Here is a 17,291-nt window from a genome sequence, read left to right as displayed (position 1 = left end):
CCTCCGGTGCGGCAACCCCACTCAGATCCGACCATCGAGCTGCGCGATCACGTCGCGAGCTGGGGTCGCTACGACACGGTGGGCCGCACGATCTACGCCGCGGACGAACCCACGGTTGCGTTCATGGAGTTGCTCGCCCCCTACCGGACCAAGATCGCTGACGAGCGTCGTGCGCTCCAGCCTCTGGCCAACCACCTGGGCGTGGCCCTCGATGACCTGTGGCGAGACATCGTTGCCGACTGGGACGAGGTGGGCAACATGAAGGCCAGTTGGCTTCCGCGCCAGTTCCGCGAGGGGCGTGGGCTGTGCGCGCTAGCGTTCCCTGATGGCTGGTGGATCGACATCGCCGCCGCCGAGACCATCTCGGCTCTGCATGATCTATTCGGCAGCCACTGGCCGACCGCCCGCGGCGAGATCGACGAGCCGCTCACGCTCACCCACCTCACCGGCGATGACCGTGTTCTCACGACGGCGATCGCGAGCAGGCTGCGTGAGGGCATCGAGCTCGACGACGGCACGCTCCCGCTCGGCATCAGCTTCATGTCCAAGCACGGTTACCCGTCCGGGGGCACCGGCCGCTGCGTGGCGTACTGGATGCGCGACGTCGACAACGGGCTTCCCGAGCCCACGGAAGTCGCGTTTGGCTCTGGCATCAGTGACAAGAGTGACCCCTTCAACGAGGCGCTCAAGCTCTGCAAGATCAGAAGCCGGTGACCGGATGATACCGAGCGAGGTGACATGCCGTGCTGTGACTCAGGTCAGAGGCCTCCGCGGCGCACCGCCTTTGGAGGGTGACTGCTCAGTTCCCGGCCTGTTCAGCCTTCCACCCCGTCGTTCGGCAACGACATCCTCGTGAAGACGTAAAGGGCTGCGACCTCCTTCTCCAGATATCCGACATGCTGGCCGTTGATCTGCACCATGACGGCGTTCCTGTCGTGCGGATTGGTCGGTTCTGGAACGAGAGCAGCGATCAGATCAGTGCGTTCGATCTCCTCGTCCTTCTTCGGCTTCCGCCCGATCGCCTTGTGGATGCTGTCCATCCGGGCGAACTCGCCGGCGACCTCGGTGTTCGGATACCCGTCCGCGCCCAGCAGGAGGTATCCCGTTCGGGTCGCCTTCTCCTGCACAGGCCCGTTGTTGCGCGTGAGTGGTTCGGCTGCGGTACTCCTCTTCCGAGCCACGGAAGGTGCGGCGGGCACATGAAGCGGGTCGGTCGCCTGCACACCGTCGTTCGCGACCCAGTCGGTCCAGGCCACGCCATCCCAGTAGCGGTACTGATTTCGACCGGTGGGGTCAGGATGCCACGCGGCGGGAACCTGTGGAGAAGCGGTGGTCATCGGGGATCCCCTCGTCTCATGACGCAACTGACGCTATCGAGAATCTATCGTCCACGGTCTCTTCCCGATCGAGAATCCAGCAAAGGACACGTGAACGCGTCGCCGCTGCGTTACCGGACGCCGCGTACGCACATGACGAAGGCCCCGAAACCCTTGATTTCTCAAGGATCTCGGGGCCTTCGTGGTGGCGGTGACGGTGGGATTTGAACCCACGGTAGGGGGTTACCCTACACAACTTTTCGAGAGTTGCACCTTCGGCCGCTCGGACACGTCACCGCGGAATAGCTTACGCGAGAGCGGGCGAGCGCGCGAATCGGGCGTTGGAAGAACTCACCAGGCGCTGGCGACCTCTGCGTGCGTGCGCAGGATGCCTTCGGTCGATCCGGCCGGTGCGCGGCCGATGCCGCACTCGGTGGCGACCCCGAACCGCTCCACGAACTGGCGGCCCGCGGCGACGCGGCGCCCTGCCCCTTCGGCGCCGTCCTCGCGGTGGACGAGCCCGAGGTACAGCTCTTCGACGGGCGCGAGGTCGGCGAGCGGGGCGAAGTAGCCTTCATCGTCGCGCTCGATCGGCACCGGCAGATGCAACCAGGTGAGGGGACGCGCTGTCGCCGCCAGCACCGCGTTCGCATAGCGGACCAGAGTCGCGGAATCGGTCGGCTCGATGAAGTGCTTCTCCCCCGCGTCGCCGTAGCAGAGGTGCACACCGACCTCGACGTCTGCCGGCACCGCGTCGACGAGGCGAGCCAGCCGCGCGACCAGGCCGTCGAACGGGTCACCGGGCCACCAGGCCTCCATGACCGCGCCGTACCCGGCCGCACGCTCGATGATGCCCATCTCGCTGGCCACATCCCATTGCACGGCAAGGTCTGCGTGCGGGATCCCGGCCAGGATCTCATCCAGCTCGCGCAGGATCGCCGCCGTGTAGACGGGCTCGATCGCCGCCCGGTCGTCGCCACGGAAGAAGGAGGAGATCACGGCGAGCGGTGTCGGCAGCGACACTTGGAACCGCACGTCGGCCGGCACCGCACCCTCTTCGCGGAGGCGCGAGAACACCGCGTAGGACTCGATCGCGGCGGCCGCGTATCCGAGCGCGGGAAGTTCGATGTTCGCGGCCTCCACGCCCTCACCGATGCGCAGACCACGGGCGTCGATCCCGGCCGGGAACGGGATGGGCTCGTCGCCGATGCGCTCGATCCCCTCGGCCTGGCCGATCGCGTCGGGCTGGAACATGATCCAGTGGAATCGCTTGCCGACCTCGCCGTCCGGGATGCGCCGGAGGCGGGCGCCGAGCAGATCCGCCGCCGTGCGGATCGTCGTCTCGGCGTCGTCGAAGTTCACACTGCCCACGAGGAGGGCACCCTGCGGCTGAGTCATCACCCCAGGATATCGGCGCGGGATTCCGCGCTTTTCCCCGGCCGACCACCCGGCGCCGAGACGCCCGAAGAGTTAGGATGTCCTAAGAACCCGCCGCCTGTGGGGGCAGCGATGACGGGAAGGGTACGCAGTATGGGCTTCATCACCTCCGAGGCGCTGGCCGACACCGGCTACGTGGTCCTCGACGACCACTCCGCACCGGGCGACCCCGCCGAATGGCTCGACCTGGAGTACGTCCGCTGGCGCTCCTCCGGTGTCACGCGCTTCGCCCCGCTCGCCAGCTACGCCGGTGACGTGGACTGCAACGGTTTCTGGAACCACACGCCGCCGCGCACCGACAAGGACGGCGTGTGGATCGACTCCCAGGTCGCGATCGCCCCCACGCTCCAGCGCCGCGCCCTGGAACCCGGCGCCGGCGTCGGTCGCTGCCGCGTGATCGAGCTGCAGCCGAACGAGTATGCCGACGCCGTCTACAACCTGCACCAGGACGACAACAACCGCCTCAACGACGAGGGCACCGGCTGGGTGGTCCGCGGATTCTTCAATCTGTCCGACGACACCGAGTCGATGCTGATCCTGCGCGCCGACCGCTTCGACCCGGCGACCGAGGTCCGACTGCCGCTCCGCGCGGGTTCGCGCATCATCGTCGACACGCAGCGCTTCTGGCACGCGGTCTGGCACCGCGGCACCGCACCCCGGTACGCCCTCATCACCTCCTGGACCAGCGGTCCCGAACTCGACGCGTACATCGCCGCGAACCACGGCGAAGCGCACCCGGCCACCGTCGACCTCGATCCGCAGTTCGTCGATGCCGCGCAGGTCGAGCTGCACCGCCGCATCGAGGAGCGCCGCCGCGCCTTCGAGGCTCAGGGCATCGTGATGGAGCCACCGGTCGACATGAACGCCTGACCCGCGGAGGCTTCACACTCAGAGCGTGCGTCCGCCGTCGAGTCGCACCACACGGTCGACGGTGCCGGCGGGCGGCACCACGTGCGAGATCAGCAGCACGGACTGCGACCCCGCCGCCGCCAACAGATCACGCAGCAGGGCGTCGGACGCCTCCGGGTCGACCCCGGCCGTCGGCTCGTCCAGCACCAGCACCGGGAAGCCGCGCAACAGGGCCCGGGCGAGCGCGATCCGCTGTGCCTGCCCGCCGGACACGAGTGCTCCGCGGTCGCCGACGCGTGCATCGAGCCCGCCGCGCTCTCGCGCCCATCCCCCGAGCCCCACCCGGTCGAGCACGGCGAACAGTTCCTCGTCGGTCGCTGTGTCGCGCGCGAAGAGCAGGTTCTGACGGATGTCCTCGTCGAACAGCTGCGGGCTCTGCTCGCACAGGCCGATGACACGGCGCAGCGCCGGGCCCGACAACCCCGCCGCCTCGCGGTCCCCGATCCGGTACTCACCCTCCACCCGGAGGAAGCCGACGAGGGCCGCCGCCAACGAACTCTTCCCCGCCCCGCTCGATCCCGTCACCAGAACCCGCTCGCCGGGTCCGAGATCCAGGTCGACGCCGGAGAGCGCAGGGACTCCCCCTGGCCAGGACGCTCGCACACCGCGCATCCGCACCGCCGGCGTACCCTCGACCTCGACATCGTCGCCTGCGTCGGGACGAAGCTCACGCGGCATCCGATCCGGCAGCACGTCGACGATGCGCTCCGCACTCGAGCGCACGCTGCGCCATGACGCCGCAGCGATCGGCACCGCGCCGAAGATCTCGAACACCACCATCGGCACCAGCACCGCCACGGCCAACCACGGCCCGTCGATCGCCCCGTCGACGAGCCCGGGCGCAGCGGCGGCGAGCGCCCACACCGACGCCGCCCCCGCGACCGCGGAGACCACCCCGGCAGCGACGGCCTGCGCCAGCGACGCGCGGGCGACGAGTCGACGCAGCTCCCCGTCGGCAGCGGTGATCCGCGCCCGCGCCTTCTCCTCCGCCCCATATGCGAGCAGGACATCGAGGCTCGCGAAGTAGTCGACCAGCGCCGCCGAGAGCTCGGCCCGGCGCGCGGACACGAGCGCTTCCGCACGGGAGCCGAACACCCAGCCGAGCCCGATCGCCGCTGCCGCGGCGACCAGCAGGCAGACGGCGAGGGCGACGGCGGCCGGCGGCGAGACGAAGGCGATGAAGCCGACGGCACCGGCCGCGACGAGCGCCGCGACCCCGAGCGGCTGCACCACCCGCAAGGGGAGGTTCTGCAAGTTCTCGACGTCGTCGACCAGGGCCGCCAGCACCTGCCCGCGATCGGTCGAGCCGAGTCCGGCCGGCGAGAGCGGGATCAGCCTTCGCACCATGTCGGCGCGCGTGGAGGCGAGCTGACGCAGTGCCGCATCATGTCCGCTCAGACGTTCGAGGTAGCGGGTGACGGCACGCGACACAGCGAAGAATCGCACCCCGACCACGGCGATCGACAGCGGAACCAACGAGTCGACGATCGAAGCGCTCACGATCAGCCAGCCGCTGACTGCGAGCAGACTGACCGCGGCCGCCGCTGACAGGACACCCCAGATGAGCCCGGGCACGAAGCGTCCGACCGACGGCTGCGCGAGCCGCAGAACACCGCGGACCCGCTGTCCGCGCGTGAGCCCGCTCATGCGTGCACCCCCAGCGCGACGATCCGATCGGCGATGCTGCGCGCCGACCTCCGGTGCGAGACCAGCAGGATCGTCGCCCCGCCATCCGCCCGCTCGCGCAACGACTGCCACAGCCGCTCCTCGGTCTCCGGGTCCAGTGCGCTGGAGGGCTCGTCCAGGGCGAGCACTCGTCCAGCATCGGCCTGCTGCCGGTAGAGCGCGCGCGCCACGGACACCCGCTGCGCCTGACCGCCCGAGAGCCCGCTCCCCTGCACCCCGAGCGCGAGGGCGGCGTCGATGGTCTCGGCGCACGCATCGTCCAGTGCTGCACGGACGCGGTCGGCATCCGGTTCCGGGTCACCGAGGGCGACGTTGTCCGCGACCGTGCCGCGCATCAACCCCGGTGCCTGTCCAGCCCAAGCCAGCCACCCGGCCGGAGCGAGCCCGCGAACGTCCTCCCCCGCGAAGACAGCCGTGCCCTCGAAGTCGGCGGCCCCCCGGAGCGCCGCGAGAAGCGAGGACTTGCCCGACCCGCTGGGCCCTTCGATCAGAGTGATCGTCCCCGGCGCGGCGGTGAAGGACACCGGGGGCAGATCGCGCACCCGCACGCCCTCGAGCACGAGGTTGCTGCCCTCCGCCCGTTCCATTTGCAGGACCGATGCACGGATGTCGGACGGTTCCGCGGCGATTCCTCCGGCATCCGTGGAAGGCTCCTGCATCCGGACGCGGCTCCGCGCCGCATCGAGCACCTCGAACACGTCCTCCGTCGCGGCGACCCCCTCGGCCGAGGCGTGGAACTGCACCCCCACCTGTCGGATCGGCAGGAACGCCTCGGGCGCGAGCAGCAGCACGAACAGCCCCACCTCGAGCGTCAGGTCCCCCGAAAGCAGCCGGAACCCGACCGACACGGCGATCAGGGCGACCGCGATCGATGCCAGCAGCTCCATCGCGAACCCCGACAGGAACGAGAACCGCAACACCTTCATGGTCTCGCGCCGGTACTCGTCGGCCGTCACCTCGATGCGGTCCGCGGCCCGCCGGTCGCGCCCGAAGAGCCGGAGCGTCGAGAGTCCCTGCACCGTGTCGGCGAACCGGGCGGCGAGCCGCTGCAACGTCTGCCACTGCCGCTTCTGCACCGTGCGCGTCGCCATCCCGATCAGGATGAGGAACAGCGGGATCAGCGGCAGCGTGACGAGGGCGGTGAGGCCGCTCGGCCAGTCCTGCCACCACATCACCGCGACCAGCACCGGCGTCGCGATCACGGTCAGCACGAGCTGCGGGATGTAGCGCGCGAAGTAGGCGTCCAGGGCTTCCAGGCCGTGACCGGCGGTCACCGCGAGCTCGGTCTGGTTCCGCTGCGTCAGCCACCCCGGCCCGAGTCGCCCCACCGCCCCGATCAGCGCGGACCGCAGCTGCATCCCGGTCCGCGCCGCCGCACGGGTGCCCGCTGCATCGGACGCGGCGATGAGCGCGCCGCGCAGCAACGCCGTGACCAGCAGCCAGAGCAAGGACGCCGTGACGTCGCGCCCGGCGATCGCCCCGGTCACCGCATCCGTCAGCAGCCAGGCGAAGACGATCACGACGGCCGTCTGGGCGACGCCGATCAACGCGGATGCCGCGAGGAACACCCTCGCGGCACCCGCGTAGCGCAGCAGTCTCGGATCGACGGGTTTCACGCGTGCGCCGGTGCCCCCTCGATGGAGGTGCGGCTGACGCGCTTGCGGAAGACCCAGTACGTCCAGGCCTGGTACGCCAGCACGAGCGGCATCGCGATCAGAGCGGTCCAGCTCATGATCTGCAGCGTGTACGGGGTGCTGGAGGCGTTCGCGATCGTCAGGCTGTACGCCGGGTCGATCGTCGAGGGCATCACGAACGGGAACAGTGCCGAGAAGAGCATGACCACGGCGAACAGCACCGTGAGCATCCCGGAGAAGAACGCCCACCCGTCGCGTCGGACGAGCGAGAACCCGACCGCCGCGATCAGGCTGACCGCAGCGAGCGCTCCGGTGCCGATGACCAGCCAGAGCAGCGGAGCCTCACGGCCCGTCGCGATGAACACCGTCCAGATCACCGTGGCGGCGGCGACGAGGATCGTGGGGATCGCGGCCTTCTTCGCGAGCCTCTGCGCATCCTCGTGCACCTGGCCGTCGGTCTTGAGTGCAACGAACAGCACACCGTGCAGGAAGAACAGCAGCAGCGTGGTGACGCCGACCAGCAACGCGTACGGGTTCAGCAGCGCGAAGAAGCCGCCGACGTAGATGTGGTTCTCATCGATCGCCACCCCCTGCACGATGTTGCCGAACGCGACGCCCCAGAGCAGCGCGGGCACGGCCGAGCCGATCACGATCATCCGGTCGAACCCGGCCTTCCACTTCACGCTCTCGCGCTGGTGCCGATACTCGAACGACACCCCGCGCAGGATCAGCGCGAGCAGGATGAGCAGCAGAGGCAGGTAGAACCCGCTGAACAGCGTCGCGTACCACTCGGGGAACGACGCGAACAGGCAGGCGCCGGCGACGATGACCCAGGTCTCATTGAGATCCCAGACCGGGCCGATCGTATTGATGACCTGGCGACGGGAGACGTCGTTCTTGCCGAGGAACGGCAGCGACATGCCGACGCCGAAGTCGAACCCGTCGAGGACGAAGTAGCCCACGAAGAGGAAGGCGACGATCCAGAACCAGAGTGTTGCGAGATCCATGATGCTCCTCCCTCTCAGTAGACGACCGACGGCAGCTGGGCCGTGTCTTCATGCGGTTGTTCGTCGGTGTCCGGGCCCTTCTGCGCGGCCTTGACGATGAGTCGGACCTCGACGACGGCGAGCGCCGCGTAGATCGCGGTGAAGGCGATGAGCGATATCAGCACCTCGACTCCGCTGACGCCCGGCGAGACGCCGTCCTGCGTGGTCATCAGACCGAACACGATCCAGGGCTGCCTGCCCATCTCGGTGAAGACCCACCCCATGATGTTGGCGACGAGCGCGAGCGGGAACGACCAGATCGCGAGCTTCCACATCCACGGCGCCGGGGGCTTCTTGGCGCCCTTGCGGGTGAGCCACAGGCCGGCGACGGCCACGAGCGCGGCGGCCATGCCCAGGCCGATCATCCAGCGGAACGCCCAGTAGGTGACCCACAGGATGGGCGCGAAGTCCGTCAGACCGGTGGAGGCGTAGGTCTGGGCGTACTCGGCGTTCAGGTCGTTGATGCCGTGCACGCACGCGTCGAGCGTGTGCGTCGAGAGCAGCGAGAGCAGGTAGGGGACGCGGATCGAGAACAGCTCGGAACTGCCGTCCGGCGTGCCCAGGGTGAACAGGCTGAACGAGGCCTCGGGCCCGCACACCGTGTTGAAGGTCGCCTCGGCCGCGGCCATCTTCATGGGCTGCGCGGCATACATCGCCAGCCCCAGTTGGTCGCCCGTGAGCACCACGCCCGCGGTCGAGAAGATCATCGCCCACAGCCCGAACTTCAGCGAGATCCGCATGGTGTCGAAGTGCTGCCCGCGGGCGAGGTGCCAGGCGGAGACCGAGATGATCACACCGGCCGCGAACATCAGCGCGCCGAAGATCGTGTGCGGGAACGCGGCGAGCGCGACCGGGTTGGTCAGCAGCGCCCAGAAGTCGGTGAGCTCGGCCCGGTTGGTCTCGGGGTTGAACGTGTACCCGACCGGGTTCTGCATGAAGGCGTTGGCCGCGATGATGAAGTACGCCGAGAGGATGCTGCCGATCGACACGCACCAGATGGTCGCCAGGTGCAGCTTCTGCGGGAGCTTGTCCCACCCGAAGATCCAGAGGCCGATGAAGGTCGCTTCGAAGAAGAACGCCAGCAGGCCCTCGAAAGCGAGCGGAGCACCGAACACGTCACCGACGAAGCGGGAGTAGTCCGACCAGTTCATGCCGAACTGGAACTCCTGCACGATGCCGGTGACGACGCCCATCGCGAAGTTGATGAGGAAGATCTTGCCGAAGAAGCGGGTCAGGTGCAGGTACTGGACCTTGCCGGTGCGCACCCACGCGGTCTGGAAGATCGCAGCGACCAGCGCCATGCCGATCGTCAGGGGAACGAAGAGGTAGTGATAGACCGTGGTCAACCCGAATTGCCATCGGGCGAGCGCGAGCGGATCAAGCCATTCCATGCACGACTCCTGTTCTGTGCTGCCGCTGCCTCGTGCTGTCGCGCAGCTGGACGGTGCAGTCCGATGCGAGGACGGCATCGCGGACGCACTCGGCTTCGAGCGGTCCGCCGGCCTCGTTCAACACGCTCTGCATGAGCTCGAGGTGCACGCGACAGAGCATCGGGCGGTCTTCGGAACGACCTGCCGCGTGCGGGCACGGGCTGAGGTCGACCGTGAGCCGGCGGTCGTCGACCACGGGCTCGAAGCCGCTCTCCTCCAGGTGCTCCACGAGCGCGTCGAGCTGATAGGTGGCTTCACGGCCGAGGTCGGGCGCCGAGTCCGGCAGCATGCTGCGCATCAGGTCGCCGCGGCGCGCGGCCGCCTTGGCCTTGTCCCGTGCGACGGGGCTGGAGGCGCCGGGCGCTCCGGTGGCCGCGCTGTACAGCGTTCGCGGACGCCCCCTGGTGGTGCGGTGCTCGATGGTGGGGATCACGTAGCCGCCTTCGATGAGGCGCTGCAGGTGCTCGCGGACCGTGTTCGCGTGGAGCCCGGTCGCCTCGCACAGCTCTGCGATCGACACCGCGGCTCGGTTCGTCGACGTCCCCGCTTCGAAGAGCAAGTGCAGGATCCGCACCCGGGAGTAGCTCGAGATCGGCCCGCAGACGGGCCCGCCGTTGGCCATGTCACCAGTATTCCGTGAGATCCCCGGTTTACCCAGAGGTACGGGCCGTGAATAAACACCTGGCCGATAGGGATGTCTGATCCCGCCGATAGCCTGAGAGCATGGCCACCCGGAAACCCGCTGCTCCCGCCTACGTCTGCACGGAGTGCGGCTGGACGACCGCGAAGTGGGTCGGACGCTGCGGGGAGTGTCAGCAGTGGGGCACGGTCCAGGAACAGGCCGCGCAGACGGGCATCCTCCGCCGGGTGGGTCCGGTCGCACCGAGCGCGGAGCGGACGGCACGACCGATCACGCAGATCACGACGCAGGAGGCGCCGCGGCGATCGAGCGGCGTCGGAGAGTTCGACCGCGTGCTCGGGGGCGGGGTCGTCCCCGGCGCCGCGATCCTGCTCAGCGGTGAGCCGGGCGTGGGCAAGTCCACCCTGCTGCTGGAGGTGGCCGCCCAGGCGGCGCGGGGCGGGCGACGGGTGCTCTATGCGAGCGCCGAGGAGTCTCCGGGGCAGGTCCGCCTGCGCGCCGAGCGCACGGGGGCGTTGCACGACGAACTGTACCTGGCGAGTGAGACCGACCTGGCGACGATCCTGGGTCACATCGACGAGGTGAAGCCGCAGCTGGTGATCGTCGACTCCGTGCAGACCGTCTCCTCCTCGCTGATCGACGGCGCAGCAGGTCAGCCGAGCCAGGTCCGCGAGGTCGCGGCGACCCTGATCCGCGTGGCGAAGGACCGGGATCTGCCGATCATCATCGTCGGTCACGTCACGAAGGACGGCCAGGTCGCCGGTCCCCGGGTCCTCGAGCACCTGGTCGACGTCGTCTGCCACTTCGAAGGCGACCGCCAGACGTCGCTGCGCTTCATCCGGGCCCTCAAGAACCGGTTCGGTCCGACCGACGAGGTGGGCTGCTTCGAGATGACGGGCGACGGGATCGCCGAGGTCCCCGACCCCTCGGGGCTCTTCCTCTCCCAGGGCGCGACCGAGCCCGGAACCTGCGTGGCGATCTCGCTCGAAGGCCGTCGCGCGCTTCCCGTCGAGGTGCAGGCCCTCACGGTGCCCAGCAACGCCCCCAACCCGCGCCGCATCGTGCACGGCCTCGACTCCTCGCGTGTGGCGATGGTACTGGCGATCCTCGAACGCCGCGCCGGAATCCCGACGGGAACTCTCGACGTCTATGTCTCGACCGTCGGGGGTGTGCGCTTCACCGAGCCCGCAGCCGATCTCGCCATCGCGATCGCGGTGGCCGGATCCATCCAGCAGATCGCCGTGCCACGCACCGTCGCTGCGGTCGGCGAGCTCAGCCTCGCGGGCGAGATCCGCCCGGTGACCCAGGCAGCTCAGCGGCGGTCCGAGGCGGCGCGACTCGGCTACGAGCAGGTCGTCGATGATCGGTCGAAAACCCTCCGCGCCGCGCTCGGCGATGTGCGGGCGCGCAACACCTCACGCCGATCCGACCGCGACATCCCGCCGTTCTGATTCGGCCGGAGGCCACGCGGCGTGACGAAGACCGCCTCAGGCGTCGAGCGCCTTGAGCAGTTCGACAGGATCGGCCTGCATCGGGTGCGGGCCGGCGATGTCGAGGAACACCGTCGTGATCGGGTGCGCGGAGAGGAACCCGCGCAGCCAGTCCGCGGTGTAGATCCCGACGCCGGGGGGCAGGTTCGCCGGCTTGTTCTTCGCATCGCTGAACAGCAGCAACGCCAGATCCCCCGTCTTCGGGTCCCGGTAGGTCCATACCTCTCCACTGTCGAGAGGATTGTCCCGTGCACCCGGGGTGATCAGCGGCACGACCGTGGTCCCGTGGCGCAACGCGAGCGCGACCGCAGCGACATCCTGCTTCTCGAGAGCCTGGGCCAGAGCGTCCGAGCGGAAGTCCTCGGGTGCGGGCTTCTTCTTCGAGCTCTTCGCCTTCTTCGCTGCCATGACTCCAGCTTATTCACGGCACGCGGGTGCGGCGTGCGGAATCGACCGCGGAGACGATTGGGGCCCTCTCGAGTCCCACATTGGGGACTGGGGTACTCGAGAGGGCCCTCGGACTCTCGAGCGGCGGTGTCGAAGCGCTGGGGACGCTGTAGTTCGACGCCACTGGGGATGGCTTGTGCCGCATGATGCGGAGAGTCACCTCAATGGTATCCCAAAGATGCGCACCTGTCAGCATCACGGCGCCGACAGCGTGCACAACGTGGAGATTCGCACCCGATACAGCGAAGCACCGCGTTATTCGAATGCACCTTGCCGGGATCGCTTCGAAGAGCGGAGACCGCTAGTACAGCAGGATCTGCACCGTGCTGGGACTCGTGAAGCCGCCGATCGAGACCTCGACGTGGTACGAAGCCCCCCCGCCGGGTGCGCGCTGACGGTTCTCCTGGTCGCAGGTCTCCACACTCGAACGCGTCCGGTCCCACGTCACCGGATCCTTGCTCACGACGGTCGTCCCCGCGGTGAGGGTCGCGATCATGCTGCTCGGGTCCGTCTGGCAGTCCGTCGAGCGCCACCACACGTCCGCACCGCTGGAGACCGTGAACACCTGCGTGGTCGACCCGACGTCGATCGTGCAGTCCTTCGTCCCCTTGTTGGTCAGGGAGATGGAGAGCTGGGGCAGGACGCCCGCGGCGTACGTGTCGGCATCGGCCACGGCGGCGACTTCGACGTCCTTCGCCTCACAGGCGACGATCGCCGGGGTCTGCGAGGCCGACGGATCCGGCGAAGGCGACGTCGTCGCAGGCGAAGGCGACGGCGTGGAGGTCTCCGCGGAGGACGCCGACGGCTGCGGGCCGGTCTCGGCGGAAGCCCACGGCTTGGCGATCAGCAGCCACGCACCGACGCCGATGGCGGCGACGAGCAGGATGAGCCCGCCGATGACGACCAGTCGACGACGACGGTAGACGGCTGCGGAACGACGGGGCATGTCTCCAGGCTAAGCGATCGCACCCGCGCAACCCGGGAGACCGACGGACGGTCGCTGTGCGGGAAGCACTTCAGAGCACTTTGAGCATGCGCGTGTTGCCGAGCGTGTTGGGCTTGACGTGGGCGAGGTCGAGAAACTCCTCGACACCGGCGTCACCGCTGCGCAGCAGTTGGGAGTACACATCGGGGTCGACGACCTGTTCCCCGATGGGCGTGAAGCCCCGACGACTGAAGAACTCGACCTCGAAGGTGAGACAGAACAGGCGCGAGAGACCGAGCGCCCGCGCCGTCTCCTCGAGCCGGTCGACGATCGCCCGGCCGACACCGTGGTGCAGCCAGTCGTCCCGTACGAGCAGGGTGCGCACCTCGCCCAGGTCCTCCCAGATCACGTGGAGCGCGCCGCAGCCGATCAGCACGCCGTCGGCCTCGGCCACGACGAACTCCTGGACCGAGCCGTACAGCACCGCGAGATCTTTGCCGAGCAGGATCCGCTGCTCCACGAGAGGCTGCAGCAGGTTGCGGATGCCGATGACGTCGGCGCTGCGCGCCGGCCGGACGATGTACTCGCTCACGCCACAAGCCTAGGACCCCCGACCCTGCGAAAACCCAGACCGCCCGCTCGTCTCGCGGCGCGTCGGGGCAAGACGCGCCGCACGGATCGCATCTGGTCTGGGTTTTCGCACTGCCGGAGACACAAACAGGGGCGGATGCCGCAGCATCCGCCCCTGTGGCTTACTCGCCGCTGGCGACGGCCAGGTCAGGAGTGCCGGCGATCGCGCCGCCGCCGGTGTTGACACCGACCGCGACCTTCTCACCGCGCGGGCCGTGCTCGAACAGGAACTGCCCGTCCTTCGCATCGACCTTCACGTGATCGCCGGGGTTGAGCTCGCCGTGCAGGATCTTCTCCGACAGCCGATCCTCGACCTCGTGCTGCATCGCGCGACGCAGCGGTCGGGCGCCGAGCGCCGGGTCGAAGCCGATCTCGATGAGACGCTCCTTGGCGGCCTGCGACAGCTCGATGGTCATGTCGCGGTCGAGCAGACGCTCACTGAGGCGCTTGGTGAACAGATCGACGATCTGCACCAGCTCATCCTTCGACAGCTGCGGGAACACGATGATGTCGTCGACGCGGTTCAGGAACTCGGGCTTGAAGTTGCGCTTCAGCTCCTCGTTGACCTTGCCCTTCATCCGCTCGTAGGTCGTGGCATTGCTGCCCTCGATCTGGAAGCCGACCGGACCACCGGCGATGTCACGCGCACCGAGGTTGGTGGTCATGATGATCACCGTGTTCTTGAAGTCGACCACGCGACCCTGACCGTCGGTGAGCCGACCCTCTTCGAGGATCTGCAGCAACGAGTTGAAGATGTCGGGGTGTGCCTTCTCGATCTCGTCGAAGAGCACCACGCTGAACGGCTTGCGCCGCACCTTCTCGGTGAGCTGCCCGCCCTCCTCGAATCCGACGAACCCGGGAGGGGCACCGAACAGACGTGAGACGGTGTGCTTCTCGCCGAACTCGCTCATGTCGAGCGAGATCAGCGCGGCCTCGTCGTCGAACAGGAACTCGGCGAGCGCCTTGGCGAGCTCGGTCTTCCCGACGCCCGTGGGGCCGGCGAAGATGAACGAGCCCGAGGGACGCTTCGGGTCCTTGAGACCGGCACGCTGACGACGGATCGTCTTGGAGAGAGCGGCGATCGCCTCCTCCTGACCGATGACGCGCTGGTGCAGGGCCTTCTCCATGAAGACGAGCCGGCTGGACTCCTCTTCCGTGAGCTTGAAGACGGGGATGCCGGTGGCCTGCGCGAGCACCTCGGCGATCAGACCCTCGTCGACGACCGCGGAGGTCGCGACGTCGCCTGCACGCCACTGCTTCTCGAGACGAAGACGCTCGGCGAGGAGGCTCTTCTCCTCATCGCGCAGGGAGGCGGCCTTCTCGAAGTCCTGCTCCTCGGAAGCCATCTCCTTCTGCTCGCGCACCGCAGCGATCTTCTCGTCGAATTCCCGCAGTTCGGGCGGGCTCGACAGGATCGAAAGACGCAGGCGTGCGCCGGCCTCATCGATCAGGTCGATGGCCTTGTCCGGAAGGAAGCGGTCCGAGACGTACCGGTCGGCGAGGTTCGCCGCGGCCACGATGGCACCGTCGGTGATCTGCACCTTGTGGTGCGCCTCGTAGCGGTCGCGCAGTCCCTTGAGGATGTTGATCGCGTGCGGCAGCGTGGGCTCGTTGACCTGCACCGGCTGGAAGCGGCGCTCGAGGGCCGCATCCTTCTCGAAGTGCTTGCGGTACTCGTCGAGCGTCGTGGCACCGATCGTCTGCAGCTCGCCACGGGCGAGGAGCGGCTTCAGGATGCTGGCCGCGTCGATCGCGCCTTCGGCGGCACCCGCACCCACGAGAGTGTGGATCTCGTCGATGAACACGATGATGTCGCCGCGCGTGCGGATCTCCTTGGTGACCTTCTTCAGACGCTCCTCGAAATCACCGCGGTAGCGGGATCCGGCGATGAGCGAACCGAGGTCGAGCGAGTAGAGCTGCTTGTCCTTGAGCGTCTCGGGCACATCGCCCTTGACGATCGCCTGGGCCAGCCCCTCGACGACGGCGGTCTTGCCGACGCCGGGCTCCCCGATCAGGACGGGGTTGTTCTTGGAACGGCGGGAGAGGATCTGCATGACCCGCTCCGCCTCCTTCTCGCGCCCGATGACCGGGTCGAGCTTGTTGTCGCGCGCGGCCTGGGTGAGGTTGCGGCCGAACTGGTCGAGCACGGCGGAGCCGCCCTGGGCACCGGCCGGCGAGTCGTTGGTCTGCGCACCGACGGAGGCGGGCTCGCGCCCGGGGGCACCGGAGAGCAGCTGGATGACCTGCTGGCGAACCTTGTTGAGGTCAGCGCCGAGCTTGACGAGCACCTGAGCGGCGACGCCTTCACCCTCGCGGATGAGGCCGAGCAGGATGTGCTCCGTGCCGATGTAGTTGTGTCCGAGCTGCAGGGCTTCGCGAAGGCTGAGCTCGAGCACCTTCTTGGCACGAGGGGTGAACGGGATGTGCCCGGTCGGCTGCTGCTGACCCTGGCCGATGATGTCCTGCACCTGCTCGCGCACGGCGTCGAGGGAGATGCCGAGGCTCTCGAGGGCCTTGGCTGCGACGCCTTCACCCTCGTGGATGAGGCCGAGCAGGATGTGCTCGGTTCCGATGTAGTTGTGGTTGAGCATCTTCGCCTCTTCTTGGGCGAGGACGACCACTCGACGGGCTCGGTCCGTGAATCTCTCGAACATGCTGTGACTCCTTATTCGCACGGGGCGAAGACGCGTGAAGCGCTTGTACATCGAGAGTAACCACCACGCAGGGCCTGTATGCCCGTGTTCGCCGTGGGCATACCGGGGGTTGACCGAGTTATCGACAATCGTTATGTTAACGAATGTCGATAACCCCCAACCCTCAGGAGACAGCGATGCTCACCAGAGAAGGACGCCCCTCACTCGCCGACGGGATCACCCTCGGGCTCATCGCCACCGGTGCTGTCAGCGTCGGGATCGGCGCTGTCGTCGCCGTCTCGTCCGCCGCATCCGAGCTCTTCGGCGCAGCCCCCGCGATTCTCATGCCCGTTCACAGCGTCGACCTGACAGCCCTCGATGACATCTCCGGCGTGAGCGCGGCGACGGTCGACTCCGCACTCGTCACGTTCTCGACGGTGGCCACCGGCGCTCGCTGGATGCTGCTCCTCGAGGTCGCCCTCCCGGCGCTCGCCACGATTGCGCTGTGCGCGGGCGTCTGGTGGCTGGGCGTCTCCCTCATCCGCTCACGCCCTTTCCGCGCCTCGCTCGGGTGGATCTTCGGCATCGCCGCCTGCCTGATGGTCGCCGGAGCCCTCCTCGGGCAGCTGGCCGGCGGGATCGGACGGGCCATGATCGTCCAGGACCTGGCCTCCGCGGATCCAGGCGTCGAAGACGTGCTGTGGACGCTGCTGGTGCAGTTCGACCTCGCCCCGGTCGGCTGGGCGTTCGCCCTCGCCCTCGTCGCCGGTGTCTTCGAGATCGGTCGACGCCTGCAGAAGGAGACGGAGGGCTTGGTGTGAGCCCGGCCGAGAGTGACGACGAGTTCACAGGCATCCACTGCCGGCTCGACGAGCTGCTCGCCGATCGAGGGATGACACTGACGGAGCTGAGCGCCGCCGTAGGGGTGAGCATTGTGAACCTGTCGGTGCTGAAGAACGACCGCGCCCGCGCCATCCGCTACTCGACGCTGCGCGCGATCTGCGAGGCCTTGGACTGCGAGGTCGGCGATCTCCTCGTCCTCGCCGGGCACTGACCGGGAGGCAGATG

The 17,291-nt window shown here is 68.3% G+C and carries 16 protein-coding genes and 1 tRNA gene; 5 read left to right on the top strand and 12 right to left on the bottom strand.

Going from position 1 to position 17,291, the window contains the following annotated elements; all coding sequences use genetic code 11:
• The first annotated feature begins 6 nt into the window (after positions 1-6).
• A complete protein-coding gene (locus tag LC041_RS01640; protein WP_226531234.1) occupies positions 7-714 on the top strand; it encodes a hypothetical protein in 708 nt (235 codons plus the stop codon).
• A 101-nt stretch (positions 715-815) separates the two neighbouring features.
• On the opposite strand, the gene LC041_RS01635 is transcribed toward LC041_RS01640, so the two are convergent.
• The 3 genes from LC041_RS01635 to LC041_RS01625 all read right to left on the bottom strand — a co-directional run bounded on the left by LC041_RS01635 (position 816) and on the right by LC041_RS01625 (position 2,714).
• Positions 816-1,337, bottom strand: a complete 522-nt coding sequence (locus tag LC041_RS01635) for a DUF2510 domain-containing protein (protein WP_226531233.1) — start codon at positions 1,335-1,337, stop codon at positions 816-818.
• 185 nt (positions 1,338-1,522) lie between these two features.
• Positions 1,523-1,613, bottom strand: a tRNA-Ser gene (locus LC041_RS01630).
• Between the two features lie 54 nt (positions 1,614-1,667).
• Positions 1,668-2,714, bottom strand: a complete 1,047-nt coding sequence (locus tag LC041_RS01625) for a hypothetical protein (RefSeq protein ID WP_226531232.1) — start codon at positions 2,712-2,714, stop codon at positions 1,668-1,670.
• Positions 2,715-2,846: 132 nt separating this feature from the next.
• On the opposite strand from LC041_RS01625, the gene LC041_RS01620 reads away from it, so the two are divergent.
• On the top strand, positions 2,847-3,623 hold the full coding sequence (locus tag LC041_RS01620; RefSeq protein ID WP_226531231.1) for a hypothetical protein: 777 nt from the start codon (positions 2,847-2,849) through the stop codon (positions 3,621-3,623).
• An 18-nt stretch (positions 3,624-3,641) separates the two neighbouring features.
• Here LC041_RS01620 and cydC read toward each other — a convergent pair whose 3' ends face one another.
• Genes cydC through LC041_RS01595 form a run of 5 tightly spaced genes read right to left on the bottom strand, consistent with a single transcriptional unit; the run spans position 3,642 to position 10,080 of the window.
• Positions 3,642-5,309 carry a thiol reductant ABC exporter subunit CydC gene (gene cydC / locus LC041_RS01615; protein WP_226531230.1) on the bottom strand — a complete coding sequence of 556 codons (1,668 nt, stop codon included), beginning with the start codon at positions 5,307-5,309 and terminating at the stop codon, positions 3,642-3,644.
• Entirely contained in the window at positions 5,306-6,964 is a 1,659-nt protein-coding gene (gene cydD, locus LC041_RS01610; protein WP_226531229.1) for a thiol reductant ABC exporter subunit CydD, read from the bottom strand. The genes cydC and cydD overlap by 4 nt, the downstream gene beginning before the upstream one ends.
• Positions 6,961-7,989 (bottom strand): cytochrome d ubiquinol oxidase subunit II, encoded by a 1,029-nt coding sequence (gene cydB, locus LC041_RS01605; protein ID WP_226531228.1) that lies wholly within the window; start codon positions 7,987-7,989, stop codon positions 6,961-6,963. Before cydB ends, cydD begins: the two co-directional genes overlap by 4 nt.
• A gap of 14 nt (positions 7,990-8,003) precedes the next feature.
• Positions 8,004-9,419 carry a cytochrome ubiquinol oxidase subunit I gene (locus LC041_RS01600; protein WP_226531227.1) on the bottom strand — a complete coding sequence of 472 codons (1,416 nt, stop codon included), beginning with the start codon at positions 9,417-9,419 and terminating at the stop codon, positions 8,004-8,006.
• Positions 9,406-10,080 carry a helix-turn-helix domain-containing protein gene (locus LC041_RS01595; RefSeq protein WP_226531226.1) on the bottom strand — a complete coding sequence of 225 codons (675 nt, stop codon included), beginning with the start codon at positions 10,078-10,080 and terminating at the stop codon, positions 9,406-9,408. The genes LC041_RS01600 and LC041_RS01595 overlap by 14 nt, the downstream gene beginning before the upstream one ends.
• A gap of 101 nt (positions 10,081-10,181) precedes the next feature.
• On the opposite strand from LC041_RS01595, the gene radA reads away from it, so the two are divergent.
• A complete protein-coding gene (radA, locus tag LC041_RS01590; protein WP_226531225.1) occupies positions 10,182-11,549 on the top strand; it encodes a DNA repair protein RadA in 1,368 nt (455 codons plus the stop codon).
• A 36-nt stretch (positions 11,550-11,585) separates the two neighbouring features.
• Here radA and LC041_RS01585 read toward each other — a convergent pair whose 3' ends face one another.
• From LC041_RS01585 to LC041_RS01570, 4 genes are all read right to left on the bottom strand, one after another.
• Positions 11,586-11,996, bottom strand: coding sequence for a dehydrogenase (locus LC041_RS01585; protein ID WP_226531224.1), 411 nt, complete (start codon positions 11,994-11,996; stop codon positions 11,586-11,588).
• Between the two features lie 340 nt (positions 11,997-12,336).
• Positions 12,337-12,981, bottom strand: a complete 645-nt coding sequence (locus tag LC041_RS01580; RefSeq protein ID WP_226531223.1) for a hypothetical protein — start codon at positions 12,979-12,981, stop codon at positions 12,337-12,339.
• Positions 12,982-13,051: 70 nt separating this feature from the next.
• Entirely contained in the window at positions 13,052-13,552 is a 501-nt protein-coding gene (locus tag LC041_RS01575) for an amino-acid N-acetyltransferase (protein ID WP_226531222.1), read from the bottom strand.
• A 160-nt stretch (positions 13,553-13,712) separates the two neighbouring features.
• Complete coding sequence (locus LC041_RS01570; RefSeq protein ID WP_226531221.1) at positions 13,713-16,244, bottom strand: ATP-dependent Clp protease ATP-binding subunit; 2,532 nt, start codon at positions 16,242-16,244, stop codon at positions 13,713-13,715.
• A 176-nt stretch (positions 16,245-16,420) separates the two neighbouring features.
• Here LC041_RS01570 and LC041_RS01565 point away from each other — a divergent pair, with 176 nt between their 5' ends.
• Together LC041_RS01565 and LC041_RS01560 are read left to right on the top strand one after the other, a co-directional pair.
• Positions 16,421-17,044, top strand: a complete 624-nt coding sequence (locus LC041_RS01565) for a hypothetical protein (RefSeq protein WP_226531220.1) — start codon at positions 16,421-16,423, stop codon at positions 17,042-17,044.
• The gene (locus LC041_RS01560; protein WP_226531219.1) at positions 17,041-17,277 is read left to right on the top strand and encodes a helix-turn-helix domain-containing protein; all 237 of its coding nucleotides are present in this window, start codon (positions 17,041-17,043) and stop codon (positions 17,275-17,277) included. Before LC041_RS01565 ends, LC041_RS01560 begins: the two co-directional genes overlap by 4 nt.
• Positions 17,278-17,291 lie beyond the last annotated feature (14 nt).

This window comes from Microbacterium paraoxydans, from assembly GCF_020524545.1.
Classification (GTDB): domain Bacteria; phylum Actinomycetota; class Actinomycetes; order Actinomycetales; family Microbacteriaceae; genus Microbacterium; species Microbacterium paraoxydans_C.
This window is presented reverse-complemented; position numbering and strand designations above follow the sequence as displayed.

What these genes read in the sequence shown, in the direction of transcription:
- cydB (WP_226531228.1), bottom strand. Translation starts at nt 7,989, where the DNA reads ATGGATCTCGCAACACTCTGGTTCTGGATCGTCGCCTTCCTCTTCGTG.
- LC041_RS01570 (WP_226531221.1), bottom strand. Translation starts at nt 16,244, where the DNA reads ATGTTCGAGAGATTCACGGACCGAGCCCGTCGAGTGGTCGTCCTCGCC.
- LC041_RS01595 (WP_226531226.1), bottom strand. Translation starts at nt 10,080, where the DNA reads ATGGCCAACGGCGGGCCCGTCTGCGGGCCGATCTCGAGCTACTCCCGG.
- LC041_RS01600 (WP_226531227.1), bottom strand. Translation starts at nt 9,419, where the DNA reads ATGGAATGGCTTGATCCGCTCGCGCTCGCCCGATGGCAATTCGGGTTG.
- LC041_RS01565 (WP_226531220.1), top strand. Translation starts at nt 16,421, where the DNA reads ATGCTCACCAGAGAAGGACGCCCCTCACTCGCCGACGGGATCACCCTC.
- LC041_RS01625 (WP_226531232.1), bottom strand. Translation starts at nt 2,714, where the DNA reads ATGACTCAGCCGCAGGGTGCCCTCCTCGTGGGCAGTGTGAACTTCGAC.
- cydC (WP_226531230.1), bottom strand. Translation starts at nt 5,309, where the DNA reads ATGAGCGGGCTCACGCGCGGACAGCGGGTCCGCGGTGTTCTGCGGCTC.
- LC041_RS01635 (WP_226531233.1), bottom strand. Translation starts at nt 1,337, where the DNA reads ATGACCACCGCTTCTCCACAGGTTCCCGCCGCGTGGCATCCTGACCCC.
- LC041_RS01580 (WP_226531223.1), bottom strand. Translation starts at nt 12,981, where the DNA reads ATGCCCCGTCGTTCCGCAGCCGTCTACCGTCGTCGTCGACTGGTCGTC.
- LC041_RS01585 (WP_226531224.1), bottom strand. Translation starts at nt 11,996, where the DNA reads ATGGCAGCGAAGAAGGCGAAGAGCTCGAAGAAGAAGCCCGCACCCGAG.
- radA (WP_226531225.1), top strand. Translation starts at nt 10,182, where the DNA reads ATGGCCACCCGGAAACCCGCTGCTCCCGCCTACGTCTGCACGGAGTGC.
- LC041_RS01620 (WP_226531231.1), top strand. Translation starts at nt 2,847, where the DNA reads ATGGGCTTCATCACCTCCGAGGCGCTGGCCGACACCGGCTACGTGGTC.